Below are 12,601 nucleotides of genomic sequence, written 5' to 3'. Positions count from 1 at the left end.
CTTCTACGCTTCCAGAACCTTCTTATCCATGGTTCCGGATGCCGCACACTGCCTGATACAGTTTTTCATCCAGGCTGCAAACGCTCCGGAGTCCACATCCAGCGCCACACGGCAATTCGGCATATTATTACTGAAGCGGGTGGATTTCTGCACATAAGTGTGTCCGTATGTGTATGTCCCTGCACACTCCACATCCACATAGTAATCATGTGTCCGAAGATACTCCGGCCTGCAAATGGCCATCACTGCCAAAGCATCATGCATGACCACGTCCTCACCTTTATATACATCCCGGCGCATACGCATAAAGTCCAGCAGGTCTGCCGCTATATCGGAAGCCGTTGTGCCGATCCCGCGTATCCCATTACAGTCGGAATCAGAAAGAACTGCCCGGAGTGTCACATCCAGTCCCACCATAACCAGGGGGATACCGGAGCCAAAGACAATTTTGGCCGCCTCCGGATCAAAAAATATATTAAATTCGGCCACCGCGCTGGAATTTCCGCCTTCCACGGCTCCGCCCATAAAATAAATGCATTTAATCATCCGCTTCAGCTCCGGATAGACATTGAGCGCCAGGGCCAGGTTCGTCTGAGGCCCGAGAGCGATAATCTCCAGTTCCCCTTTGCATTGTACTGCCTGCTCATAAATGGTTTCTACCGCATTCTTTTCATAAAAAGAATCGCTGCTTTCCATCAGCCGCACATTCCCCATGCCGGTCTGACCGTGGGTTCCAAAACCTCCCGGAGCCTCCTTGTCCGACGCTCTAAGCTGAGTAATGTCCCGCAGCAGCGGCCTCTCAGCCCCCCTGGCAACCGGAGTATCAAACCCCAGCATGCGCACCAGATTCAAAGTATTTGCCGCGGTGTACGCCAGATCCACATTACCGCAGACAGTGGTAATCGCCCTGATATCCAGTTCTTCACTGCCGAGTGCGGCAATAATTGCAACAGCGTCATCAGTTCCGGTGTCACAGTCAATAATTACAGAATGCTTCTTCATTAATCTATCTCTCCTAATATTCAGCGGATCGCCGCTTTTTGTATTTTTTTCTCACGACGCCTGCGCACGATCGATATAACCACCAGGCCCAGGATTGTAATCGCATATGGCAGCATAAGAACTAAATCTGCCGGGGCCGATGTCATCTGAAGAATGTTGGCAAATACGTCGGCACTGCCGAAAATGAACGAAGAAACCAACACTCCCAGAGGCGATCCGGCCACCATATTGCTGGCAGACAAACCGATAAAACCACGCCCGGCCACCATGTTCCGGACAAAAGCAGACATATAGCCCATAGACATATATGCCCCTCCGACACCGGCCAGAGCGCCGGAAATCATAAAAGCAATATATCGTATTTTCGTAGCGGAGATCCCCACCGACTCCGCGGCCTGAGGATTCTCCCCGACAGAACGAAGACGGAGTCCGAGCCTCGTTTTATATATAAAGAAATTCACTAAAAATGCAGCTGCAAAAGCGCCGTATGTTAAAATGTTATGTCCTGATACAATCCGTCCCAGGACAGGAATGTCTTTGATGAACGGAAGGTTCACCACCGGCAGCACCATACTCTGGATACTTCCGGCTGAGTTGGACTTGTCCCCGCTGGCAAGAAACAACACAAATACGGTGCCTCCCGCAGCCGCCAGGTTCATCGCAATGTTGGTCAGATACAAATCCGCCTTACCGGTAAAAGAGGCATAGCTGATAATCAATCCAACCAGAATCCCCGCCAGGATTGCAGCCCCAAAGCCCACCACGGCGCTCTTTGAAGCGCCGCTGACAATAACTCCCGCCAGGGCTGCCCACAGCATCATACTCTCAATAGCCATATTGTCCACACTGGCCTTATAGCAGACGGACGCCGCCAGGGCCGCATAGACAATGGGAGTTGCCAGACGCAGCAATGAAAAGCAAAACGTTATAATTAACTCTACATCCATAACCTGTCACCAAACCGTACAAATACGGTATTCTCCTTTCCTGCCATTATCATGCCTTTACCGCCTCCTGCTGTTTTTCCGTATTTTCCAGGGATTCCCTGGCCGATTTAAATATCATACGGCGTTTTAAACCGGACAGGAACATCTCGGCTGCAATCAAAAGAATTATAATTCCCTGCACAATTGAGACAAATTCCGCCGGAATGTCCGTGGTGCGTGTTACGATATCAGCCCCGGTCCGGATGTATGCCAGCAGCAGCGCGCCAACTGGAACTAACGCCGGATTGCGGTGGGCCATAACAGCCACGATCAGGCCGTCAAATCCGTAGTTCGGCATTTCCAGCCAGCGGAAGCGTTCATAACGCCCTAATATTTCCACGGCCCCGCCCAGTCCTGCGAAGGCGCCTCCGATGATCTGCGCCGCCACGACCGTGTCCGTCACGCTGATTCCGGCGTACTTTGCAAAATTCGGGTTGCTGCCCACAGTGCGCATTGCATAGCCAAAAGGTGTTTTATAGATGGCAATCACAACCAGAACCACGCAGACTGCCGCAATAATCAGGCCGGCATGAATCTCCGTTTTCGGGACAAGAACGGCCAGTTTCAGCTCTTCCGGATATTTGAGAGAAGCGAGGCTCGGCATGGAGACGTCTTTCATACCATACTTCAAAATGAATTGAGACAGGTAGAATAATATGTAATTCAGCATCAGCGATACCACGACCACATGGGCGTCGAACCTGGCATTTAAAACAGCCGGGATAGCAGCTGCCGCCATCCCAATCAGGATGGAGGTCAGCAGCAGAACGGGAAGCAGGATTCCCTTGGGAATTCCCTGGAGCTGTATGCCCAGATAAGTGGTCATACAGCCGGAAATGATAACGATCCCCTCTGCCGACAGATTGAACTTATTCACGGCATACATAAAACACATGCAAAGCCCTGTAAATGTGAACAGTGTAGCCAGCGCCACCATATCCCCGAACCGCCGGATTGTAGAAAACGGCCCGACGATAAACTGCCGGATCGCCATTACCGGCTCATCACTGATCACAGTCAGTGCGATCAGCGAAATCATATATGCTATCAAAACCGCAATGATAACGCGGAATACTCCAAAAAATGATTCTATTTTTCTCGCAGTTTTCATATCACGCCCGCCATTTCTTCATTCGTCATAACCTTCAGTCCCAGCATATACTCTCCCAGCTCTTCTTCACTGACCTGGTTGGCTCTGGGAAAGGCCGCTACTATTTTGCCCTTCCGCATTACAAAGAGCCGGTCGCTGACCTCCAGCACCTCATTCAAATCCGCAGATACAAGAAGCGCTCCCACGTTTTCCTCCCTGACTTTGCGCAGCAGTGTTTTCCGAATCATTTCCGCCGTTCCCACATCAATTCCGCGCGTGGGCTGATTGGCCAGAATCACGTTGGCGCCGGAGGTAAATTCCCTGGCTACCACCACCTTTTGAATATTCCCCCCCGAGAGCATCCGAACCGGCTGATCCCGATCATCACAAGCGATCTCGAATTCACGGATATATCCGTCAACCTCTTGATTAATCTTCTTCTCATTCAGGAAGATACTGTTTCTGAGCTCTTTTTTGCGGAAGCGGTCGGCTATAATATTCTCCTTAATAGAGAGGGTGCCCGCACATCCGAAGACCATCCTGTCCTCTGAAATATGTGCCAGTCCGTTTTCCCGGATTTCCCGTACACTTTTGCCATGAATGTTCATTCCGTTGATTACCACAGTCCCCTGAGAATACGACTTCATTCCGCTGAGAACCTCAGAAAGCTCGCTCTGGCCGTTGCCCTCCACACCGGCAATGCCCACAACCTCCCCCTCACGTATGGAAAAAGACATATCATCAATCAGCCGCCGGCCTCCCTGATCTGCCACGACAAGATTTTTAACATCCACCAGCACTTTACCGTTCTTCGGATCTTCCTTCTCCATTTTGAGGACTACATCCCTCCCAACCATCAGCCGGGAAATTTTTGCTTCGGTCAGATCCTTCACATCATAGGTCCCCTGGCTGTATCCATGGCGCAGCACCGTAACACGGCTGCAAAGACGCATTACTTCTTCCAGCTTGTGTGAGATAAAAATGATAGCGTGGCCATCCCCTCGCAGCAGCAAAAGCTGTTCAAATAATTCCTCCGTCTCCTGAGGCGTCAGAACGGCTGTAGGCTCGTCCAGGATTAGTACTCTGGCCCCTTTTATCAGCGCCTTTAAAATCTCCACCTTCTGCATCTGCCCAACGCTTAAATCCTTAACCCTGGTACGGGCATCCAGAGCAAAATTATATTTATCGGCAATCTTCTGTGTCATGACAACTGCTTCCTCAAAGTCAAACAGGCCGTTTTTCATCGGCTCTATACCCAGTACAACATTCTCTGCCACGGTCAGTGAATTTAACAACATAAAATGCTGATGAACCATGCCGACCCCTTTGGAAATTGCATCAAGCGGACTTGTTATTTTAACCTTCTGTTCACGGATAAAAATATCTCCGCCCTGCTTGTCTTCCATTCCAAACAGTATTTTCATCAGTGTGGTCTTCCCTGCTCCGTTCTCACCGACCAGACTGTGAATTTCTCCCTCATTAACCGCAAAGGTTACATCCTTGTTGGCTACAAATCCGTTTGGATAAATTTTAGTGATGTGATCCATTCGGAGCATTTCCATATATTACGTACCCCCAGTCATGAGGAAGAACAGCCGGGACCGGCTGCTCTTCCCGTATGTATGATAAACCAGTCTCTGCCGCTTACGGAGCAAACGTATTAATATATGCGTTATACTCTTCCTCGTTGGCAAAATCTTTATATCCTTTTACTGTCAGTTCTCCGTCAATAATCTTCTGCTTTGCCTCTTCCACCTGGGCTATCAACTCGGCCGGGGCATTCTCTTTCAGCATTTCGTCATTGACATAGTCAACGCCGCCTGCTTTAACGCCCAGGACTCTTACCGTCCCCCAGTAATCTTCTCCGCCGAGATAATCCTCAAATACGCTGACAAAGCTCTTGTCCACCTGCTTGAGCATGGAGGTTACAATTACATCCGCATAAGCATTTCCGGTTGCCTCAAAAATTGCATGCTGATCAGAATCCACGCCGATGCTCCACGTTCCGGGAGTTTTAAGAGCCGCCTCAAAGGCTCCCAGGCTGGCGCCGCCGGCCACCGGGAAGAATACATCCGCTCCATAAGTACTGTTCTGCTGGGAACACAGCTCCAGCATCTTGGCTGAATCCGTCCAATTCCCCACCCAGGAGGTAATAACCTTTATATCAGGGTTATAAGCTCTGGCGCCTTCCGCATATCCGGTGATAAAGTCACAGATTACCGGGTTCTGAACGCCGCCCACCGTACCGATGACTCCGTTCTTGCTCATGGCTGCCGCAATCATGCCTACCAGATAAGAACCCTCATTCTGGGCATATGCTATGTATAATATATTATCAGATTTCACTTCCACATCACGGCTCACATCGAAAATGATAAATCGGATGTCGGGATAATCTATTGCCGCTCTCTCCACTTCCTCCTGAAATTCACTGGTAGAAAGAACAAAGTCAGGCTCGCCCTCACAAACATCAATAACATAAGACTCATATTTCGATGAATCGGTTCCGGCCTCCACGGCCTTGGTTTTAAATCCGTACTTTTCCTCCAGCATATCAAGGCCGCGCTTACCGGAATCGGCAAAGGACATATCGCCCAGGGTCATACAGAGGAATGTGACGCTGTACTGCGGTGTACCATTTTCCGCTTCGCCGCTTTTGCCGGCCGAAGCTGCGGCTGTACTGCCATTGTCTGCCTTGCCGCCCTGCGTTTTGCTGTCCCCTGAACACGCCGTACAGGAAAGTGAAAGGGCAAGCGCCAAAAGAAGAGAAAGTGCTTTTTTCATGTAGAAAACCTCCTAATTTTTATAGGAAAACATTTACTTAAAATGTTTTCTTTTTAGATATTATCATAAACTTTTGCCATTGTCAATATACGGCTTTGTCTATTTTCCATAACTTTCACCAATAATCCGCACAGGTTCTGGGCTAATTGCAAAAAAAGAGTGGAATTCTAAAAATTCCACTGCCTTCAACGATTACCTGCACGATCTGCGCACAGGTCACCGTCATCAACAAAAAAACCGGCGGCCGAACAACCGGCCGCCAGTTTTTATTATTCTTAATGGATAAAATAATTATCCATAATTCATTTTTTCTTTCTTAGCTTTCATATAAAAGACTAAAACCGTACGTATCATGCAGCAGAAAATGCAGCGCAGAACATATCAGGGTAACAAAAACAGCGGGTGATGGGAATCGAACCCACGTATCTAGCTTGGAAGGCTAGTGTTCTACCATTGAACTACACCCGCGTAATGCAATTACAATATTGAGTTGTCAAATCGGGGTGACAGGATTCGAACCTGCGACCTCCTGGTCCCAAACCAGGCGCTCTAGCCAAGCTGAGCCACACCCCGGATATGCACGGCAGAGGTTCTCTGTTCTGCAATGCATGGATAATTATATACTATGCGGATTCAGTTGTCAACCGTTTTATACAATAAATTGTGTCTTTGAAAAAGTTATTTTATATGAAATTAATACAATTTTTTCTGCTGTCCGGCTGCATTCTGATGTGCTTACAGATAATTAACCGTATAGTGGGCTTTCCCCTCCCCGTCCAGCTCCATAATCATATAGCTGGGCTTTCTTCCGTCCTGACGCGGGAAAGACAGGCTGCCCGGATTCAGGATTGTCAGGTCGCTCCGTATATCGAGACACGGCTTATGGGTGTGGCCGAACATGGCAATCTGTACCTTACGGTCCCTCGCCTCATCCGCCAGACGCTCCGTCCCCACCGACACGCTGTAAAAGTGTCCGTGAGTCAAAAAAGCCCTATAATCTCCAATGGAAATCTCCTTTTCCCTCTCCAGATTGGAAAAAAAGTCATTATTCCCCAGAATCATATGAACCTGGCAGTTCTCGTTCTGCTCGCGGCACCATGTTTCGATCCTGTCCTCGCTCCCTTCCGCATCTCCCAGATGGATCAGCATATCAAAAGGAGCCGTCTTTTCAATTACAGTCTGCAGGTTACCGTCCCTGCGATGTGTGTCACTTACGATTAATATCTTCATCGTTTCCCTCCAAAGCCGCTTTCAGCGCTTCTTTCATCCTTTCCAGTGCTTTACCGCGATGGCTGATTTTATTCTTTTCATCAATTGTAAGTTCAGCGGAAGTTTTTCCGTACTCCGGCAGATACAGGATCGGATCATAGCCGAATCCCCCGTCTCCGGCAGGTTCCCTGGCTATCAGCCCCTCCATGACCGCCTGCGTGTGAAGGACTTTTCCGTCAGGGAGAACAGCGGCAATATTGCATACAAAACGGGCGCTTCTTTTAGCTCCGTCCGCGCCTTCCATCCTCCGGATCAGCACCCGGTTCTTTACGGAGTAGGGTTCATTCTCCAGATACCTGGCTGAATACACTCCCGGCTCTCCGTTCAGATAATCTATGACAAGACCTGAGTCATCCGCAAGAACGGTTCCTCCCGTCTGTTCCCAGACAGCCCGCGCCTTAATCTCCGCATTTTCCGCAAATGTCGTTCCATTTTCCTCGATATCGCCTTTAAATCCGGCCTCACCCATGGAAAGGATCTCCTTCCCCAAATCAGCCAGAATCAGGCGTACTTCCTTCATTTTTCCAGTATTTCCTGTTGCAAATATCACTTTATCCTTCATTTTCCGTATCCTCTGTTTTTCTCGTGTATGCTTTGAGACATACATTGCATTTCTGTTCCTCCTCCACCCGTTCCCAGGAGGTGCCTTTAAAACTGATATATCCTTCGCCGTCACTGAGATCAACGCGAAGATTTTTATCGGGTGAATTATATTCTATTGCCACCGGATGAACGGAGCCGGGCGTGTTGATGCTGACAATAACAGCAAATTTTTTACCGTCCGGAAGTTCCACCGGTTTGCGAAAATCTATCGTATAAAATCCGGCGTTTTTCAGTGTTCCGGAGGCTGCCAGGATCCGCCTGCCGAATTGGGCGCTGCCTTCCACATCCGTTACCGTATATACTTCATATTCCGTATCCTGACCTGTAGCATAAAAACCGGCTGCCGCCAGTTCTTCTCCTTCACCTGCCGTATAGATATTGGCAAAATAAGCATTCTCCTTGCCATAGCCCAGCTGGCCTACCCAGCCGCACAAATCACTCTGATAAATCTTATCATAGTTATCGGTATTATCAACTCTGGAATACAGGATATTATGTATTCCAATGTTCGTATCATAGTAGGATACATAGAAATATCCCTCATCCCCGAATTCGCCTCCCCAGCTGTTGGCGCAGATAAACGCCCCGTCACCTTCCAGGTCCAGATTGAAATTTTCTTTCGGGTAATTATCATCCCATCCGATAATCACTATGTCGTGATTGGGTTTGGCTGTTCCGATATAGCAGTAAGCGCCCTGTTCCTTATTATAATAGCGCGAGTCACTCTGGCCTGTCACCATGGAAGTATAGAGGGAGCTTTGTACTCCTCCGTAAAGATATACCGCCCTCTTGATTGCCTCATAATCTTTGCTTGGTATAATCTGAATCTCCTGAACATGCCGGACCGGCTTAAGTCCGGGCGGGGAATACTCATCGCCGTATACGTCGTCCTTTTCATAAACCGGACCCTGCCATGCAAGAAGATAGGCCATGGACATCGTATATTCGCCGCCGTCATTCTGTTTCATATGAAAACTGTTCCGGATGGACATATGATCTTCGGAAAAGCTTAAATCTTCTTCCGGAAGCAGCCTGCTTTCCAACGCCATGACTGAAGCAAATGCCCAGCAGGTGCCGAAGCTTCCCTGGTTCTTAACTCTTGGCGCACGGCCCGTATCCCGGTAATCATAAGCGTATGGAATGCTTCTCTCTTCGCTGCCTGCAAAAGTAAGCTCTAGCGTATTCTCCTCCACATCCCACTCGCCTGTATAGGAAAGAGCCTTCTCGACGGCCTCCAGAGGCACATACAGGATGTTATCCTCTCTTAAAAGTCCTGTCTTCAGAGTTACCGGCGCACCGTTCAGCGTCATCCGGGACTCTCCTTCTTTCATCTCCGCATAGATGGTATTCCTTTCCATAACCAGTCTGGAATTGTCATAAATCCTGGCTGCACATGAAAAATAATCCGGTAAAAAGCTGACCGGAACCATGAATTCCCCCTCGTCTGTCATAATAACGGAGGCCTTTTTCGCCTTAACTTTCCGTCCGTCAATTTTCAGTTTGATCCTCTTGTCATTCACTTCTTTCGATATGAGGGAATACCAGCCGCCGTTAAAGGTTCCCGGTTCCTTCCCTTTCTTCACCTGCTCACGGGTGAAAAGAGACTGGTTCTTAGCCGCGATACAGACGAACAGCAGAACCAGCAAAACTATATATAAACGTCTACGCCTCAACTGTCTCCCCTGCTTTTCTTTTTGGTGGTCTCGGCCCCATAAACTGATAATAGTATGTCTTTATCATTCCGTTATAAATTTTCCTGTTTTTGTCCGCTTTTTTTCCAATATATTTCTCCGCCTCTTCATAAGCGGTTATCAGGTACATGGACCAGGAATCAAGCGCTTCGTACCGCTCTCCAATCTGCCTGTACAGGGCAGGAAGAGCCTTCTTGTCTTCCAGACGCTCCCCATACGGAGGGTTAGAGATGATAAATCCGTATTTTTTCGGATGACTCAAATCTGACAAAGGCCTTTGCTGGAAATGTATCATATGGTCCACTCCGGCCCTCTTCGCATTCTCTCTTGCGGCCTTTATCACTTCTGCGTCTATATCATATCCCTGAATATCCACTGTGCCCGTATCGTCCACCATCTCCGAGGCTTCGTCGATGGCGTCATACCAGCATTTTCTCGGTATCAGGTTTTTCCAGTTCTCCGACAGAAAAGATCGGTTCAGCCCGGGAGCAATCCCTGCCGCTATCATCGCCGCTTCTATCGGAAATGTGCCGCTCCCGCAAAAAGGATCCACAAGGATTCTGTCTTTCTTCCAAGGTGTCAGCATAATCAGCGCAGCAGCCAGTGTCTCTGTAATCGGGGCCTTGCTCGCCTGCTGTCTGTAACCTCTCTTATGAAGGGAATCGCCGCTGGTATCGATAGCTACCGTAACCTGATCTTTATAGAAAAAAACACGCAGCGGATATTCACTGCCCGTTTCAGGCATCCGCTCGAGATCAAATTCAGCCTGCATGCGCCGGGCAATGGCCTTTTTCATAATTCTTTGGATATCGGAAGGGCTGAAAAGTTTACTGTTGATGGAGGATGCTTTCTTAACCCAGCATTTGGCATCCCTCGGAAGATACTTTTCCCAGGGGATTTCCCTGGTACGCTCGAACAGTTCATCGAAAGTCACAGCCTGGAAACTTCCTATTTTTAACAAAACCCTCTCGGCTGTTCTTAAGAATATATTGGCACGGCAGATTGCCTCGGCATCACCCTCAAAGCTGACGCGTCCGTTCTCTACCTCTGTAATCTCATATCCCAAATCAGTTATTTCTTTCTTTAAAACAGCCTCCAGCCCAAAATGGCAGGGGGCTATCAGTTCATATCGCTCCAAACTGTGTCCTCTTTCTTTCTGCATCCGTATTTTTAATGTTTCTTAAAAGCAACTGTCCGGTCCGTTCATACGTCACCTCTACAGGAAACGCCGCCTTTTGAAAGCTGCCCTTAATATTACTATTCTAATTTACCTAATTGCTCCTGTCAATGTCCTTTTCCCTGTCATTTGCCGTCTAAACGCCGTTTAAATCCCGGTCAATCGTCCGTCAGGTATTTTCCCCGGTAAAAGCGGAGACCATTGGCCACGTTGACAACCTGATATCCCTTCCTGTAATACAGATTGCAGACCAGCATGCTCTCGCTTCCCCTTGTACAGTAAAACAGCAGTGGGCAGCTGCCGTCTAACAGATCCGGATCATCCATAAGTTCATCAAATGGATAGTTTTCCGCACCGCTTATGTGGCCCTGACAGTAAGAGGAGGGACTTCTCAAATCAATGATCCTGCCATTATATCCCTGTTCCAGCCATTGATCAAGATACTGAATCGGAATTGTTTTGTACATATTGTACCTCCTGTCCCTTTTACTGTATTATATTCCCTGAGGACAGACTTGTGCCTTCCCCATCTGTTTTTTATTGCTGTTCACACGGTACAATAACAAAAAGGGTATTCCTCTCCCGGGAAACTTTATCCCCGCAGAGGAATACCCTCTTTTGGCTTTATGCCTGCCAGTTTTTACAATTAGAAATTGTTTCTGTCACAGTTGCTGGAATTGTTCTGGCTGTAGTTCTTAGAACTGTTCTGGCTGCTGTTTCTGGAGCTGTTCTGAGAACTGTTCTGGCTGTTGTTCTGAGAGCTGTTCCTTGAGCTGTTCTGGCTGTTGTTCTGGCTGCTGTTCTGGCTGCTGTTCTGAGAACTGTTTTTGCTGCTGTTGTTGTCCATATCATTGTAACTGTTTTTGCTTGACATATTTGTTACCTCCAAACGATTTTTTGTTACAACGATAGTATGGCTGATGATTAATTAAAATATGCACCCTGTCCGTTTACAATTTTTTTCAAAAAAAACACAGCTGCGGTGTTTATGCCGCAGCTGCGCTTTTTATATATTATCCTTTAACCAAGCACACTGACAATTTTGACAGGTGCGCGGTAATTCCAATTGGAAATCTTGATTCCGGTACGTTCTGTAGACGCATGTACAATCTGTCCGTTTCCTATGTAAAGAGCCACATGGTTAATCCTTTTTCCATTTCCGTAGAAAATAAGATCTCCCGGCTGCATCTGTGCCGCGCTGATGCTGACTCCCTGTGCTGCCTGGGAACCGGAAGACCGGTTAAGGCTGACGCCTGCTCCATTCTGCATTACGTATCTTGTGAAGCCCGAGCAGTCAACTCCGGTATGCGGATCGCTGCCGCCGTATTTGTAACGTCCGCCTACGAACTGAAGTGCATAATCCACAACCTGCTGCCTTTTAGAAGTCTGTGTCTCCTGAGCCTGCTGCGCCGCTTCCGCCGCCTCATCGGCTTCCTCCAGTGTAATTCCGTCAGTCTTAAGATAACCTTCTTTATCTCCGGCCGTAACTCTGACCCAACCGTCGGAACCGCTTTCCACCACATCATAGATTCCGCCCTTCTGAGCCATAGCCACTACTTCTGAGCCTTCGTTCTCTTCCGCGTAGATGGAAATATCGGCTGCTTCCACTTTGGCCACCATCTCTGCTTCAAATCCGTCAGCCGGTCCGGCAAGAACCGTCTGTGTTCCTGCTGCGGTGAACATACCACAGATACACATCATTCCAAAAAACTTAATGCACTTAATGCTTTTATTTATATTCATCCAAAATCCCCTTGACTGTTATTTGCTGTGTTCAATTAAATTATCACGAAAACCTTTCTGTTTATTAAGGTTTTCTTTCCAAATATTACATAATTATTAAATCATGTTACGTTGTTATTATATTTTCTTTTCTCTTCTTTGTCAAGTTTGTTCTGGATGTTTTATATTTATTTTATAATTTACATAACAGTTCATTTGGGCAGCTGCTAAAGCATATGGAGTTTTAGTTAAGCAGGTGAGGACGCCGCCGGTACGG

12 protein-coding genes and 2 tRNA genes are annotated in these 12,601 nt (G+C 47.9%); all 14 read right to left on the bottom strand.

From position 1 onward, the window contains the following. Window positions 1-3: 3 nt before the first annotated feature. Complete coding sequence (locus CLOSYM_RS10660; protein ID WP_003501671.1) at window positions 4-1,002, bottom strand: nucleoside hydrolase; 999 nt, start codon at window positions 1,000-1,002, stop codon at window positions 4-6. A 20-nt stretch (window positions 1,003-1,022) separates the two neighbouring features. Continuing rightward, window positions 1,023-1,949, bottom strand: coding sequence for an ABC transporter permease (locus CLOSYM_RS10655; protein WP_003501669.1), 927 nt, complete (start codon window positions 1,947-1,949; stop codon window positions 1,023-1,025). A 49-nt stretch (window positions 1,950-1,998) separates the two neighbouring features. Then, the gene (locus CLOSYM_RS10650; protein WP_021642134.1) at window positions 1,999-3,099 is read right to left on the bottom strand and encodes an ABC transporter permease; all 1,101 of its coding nucleotides are present in this window, start codon (window positions 3,097-3,099) and stop codon (window positions 1,999-2,001) included. Then, window positions 3,096-4,640 (bottom strand): ABC transporter ATP-binding protein, encoded by a 1,545-nt coding sequence (locus CLOSYM_RS10645; RefSeq protein WP_021642133.1) that lies wholly within the window; start codon window positions 4,638-4,640, stop codon window positions 3,096-3,098. The genes CLOSYM_RS10650 and CLOSYM_RS10645 overlap by 4 nt, the downstream gene beginning before the upstream one ends. Before the next feature lie 82 nt (window positions 4,641-4,722). Beyond that, the gene (locus CLOSYM_RS10640; protein WP_021642131.1) at window positions 4,723-5,862 is read right to left on the bottom strand and encodes a BMP family ABC transporter substrate-binding protein; all 1,140 of its coding nucleotides are present in this window, start codon (window positions 5,860-5,862) and stop codon (window positions 4,723-4,725) included. Window positions 5,863-6,259: 397 nt separating this feature from the next. Further along, a tRNA-Gly gene (locus CLOSYM_RS10635) sits at window positions 6,260-6,330 on the bottom strand. Between the two features lie 30 nt (window positions 6,331-6,360). Further along, window positions 6,361-6,435: transfer RNA gene (locus tag CLOSYM_RS10630), tRNA-Pro, on the bottom strand. Window positions 6,436-6,597: 162 nt separating this feature from the next. Continuing rightward, the gene (locus CLOSYM_RS10625; protein ID WP_003508623.1) at window positions 6,598-7,092 is read right to left on the bottom strand and encodes a metallophosphoesterase family protein; all 495 of its coding nucleotides are present in this window, start codon (window positions 7,090-7,092) and stop codon (window positions 6,598-6,600) included. Further along, window positions 7,070-7,693: an RdgB/HAM1 family non-canonical purine NTP pyrophosphatase gene (gene rdgB, locus CLOSYM_RS10620; protein ID WP_021642128.1), complete on the bottom strand. Its 624-nt coding sequence runs from the start codon at window positions 7,691-7,693 to the stop codon at window positions 7,070-7,072. The genes CLOSYM_RS10625 and rdgB overlap by 23 nt, the downstream gene beginning before the upstream one ends. Next, window positions 7,683-9,407: a lectin like domain-containing protein gene (locus tag CLOSYM_RS10615; protein WP_227072734.1), complete on the bottom strand. Its 1,725-nt coding sequence runs from the start codon at window positions 9,405-9,407 to the stop codon at window positions 7,683-7,685. The genes rdgB and CLOSYM_RS10615 overlap by 11 nt, the downstream gene beginning before the upstream one ends. After that, window positions 9,397-10,563 carry a THUMP domain-containing class I SAM-dependent RNA methyltransferase gene (locus CLOSYM_RS10610; protein WP_044902355.1) on the bottom strand — a complete coding sequence of 389 codons (1,167 nt, stop codon included), beginning with the start codon at window positions 10,561-10,563 and terminating at the stop codon, window positions 9,397-9,399. Before CLOSYM_RS10610 ends, CLOSYM_RS10615 begins: the two co-directional genes overlap by 11 nt. Before the next feature lie 197 nt (window positions 10,564-10,760). Next, complete coding sequence (locus tag CLOSYM_RS10605; protein WP_003501650.1) at window positions 10,761-11,069, bottom strand: rhodanese-like domain-containing protein; 309 nt, start codon at window positions 11,067-11,069, stop codon at window positions 10,761-10,763. 179 nt (window positions 11,070-11,248) lie between these two features. Beyond that, entirely contained in the window at window positions 11,249-11,476 is a 228-nt protein-coding gene (locus CLOSYM_RS10600; protein ID WP_021642126.1) for a hypothetical protein, read from the bottom strand. Window positions 11,477-11,622: 146 nt separating this feature from the next. After that, the gene (locus CLOSYM_RS10595; protein WP_021642125.1) at window positions 11,623-12,345 is read right to left on the bottom strand and encodes a C40 family peptidase; all 723 of its coding nucleotides are present in this window, start codon (window positions 12,343-12,345) and stop codon (window positions 11,623-11,625) included. Between the last annotated feature and the right edge of the window lie 256 nt (window positions 12,346-12,601).

It is taken from the genome of [Clostridium] symbiosum ATCC 14940 (genome assembly GCF_000466485.1).
GTDB classification, from domain to species: Bacteria; Bacillota; Clostridia; order Lachnospirales; family Lachnospiraceae; genus Otoolea; species Otoolea symbiosa.
Note: the sequence above shows the minus strand (reverse complement) of the source record. Positions and strands in the feature narration are given on the sequence as shown.

Coding starts and splice junctions, on each gene's coding strand:
- CLOSYM_RS10645 (WP_021642133.1), bottom strand. CDS start 4,640: ATGGAAATGCTCCGAATGGATCACATCACTAAAATTTATCCAAACGGA.
- rdgB (WP_021642128.1), bottom strand. CDS start 7,693: ATGAAGGATAAAGTGATATTTGCAACAGGAAATACTGGAAAAATGAAG.
- CLOSYM_RS10605 (WP_003501650.1), bottom strand. CDS start 11,069: ATGTACAAAACAATTCCGATTCAGTATCTTGATCAATGGCTGGAACAG.
- CLOSYM_RS10660 (WP_003501671.1), bottom strand. CDS start 1,002: ATGAAGAAGCATTCTGTAATTATTGACTGTGACACCGGAACTGATGAC.
- CLOSYM_RS10595 (WP_021642125.1), bottom strand. CDS start 12,345: ATGAATATAAATAAAAGCATTAAGTGCATTAAGTTTTTTGGAATGATG.
- CLOSYM_RS10600 (WP_021642126.1), bottom strand. CDS start 11,476: ATGTCAAGCAAAAACAGTTACAATGATATGGACAACAACAGCAGCAAA.
- CLOSYM_RS10625 (WP_003508623.1), bottom strand. CDS start 7,092: ATGAAGATATTAATCGTAAGTGACACACATCGCAGGGACGGTAACCTG.
- CLOSYM_RS10640 (WP_021642131.1), bottom strand. CDS start 5,862: ATGAAAAAAGCACTTTCTCTTCTTTTGGCGCTTGCCCTTTCACTTTCC.
- CLOSYM_RS10655 (WP_003501669.1), bottom strand. CDS start 1,949: ATGGATGTAGAGTTAATTATAACGTTTTGCTTTTCATTGCTGCGTCTG.
- CLOSYM_RS10650 (WP_021642134.1), bottom strand. CDS start 3,099: ATGAAAACTGCGAGAAAAATAGAATCATTTTTTGGAGTATTCCGCGTT.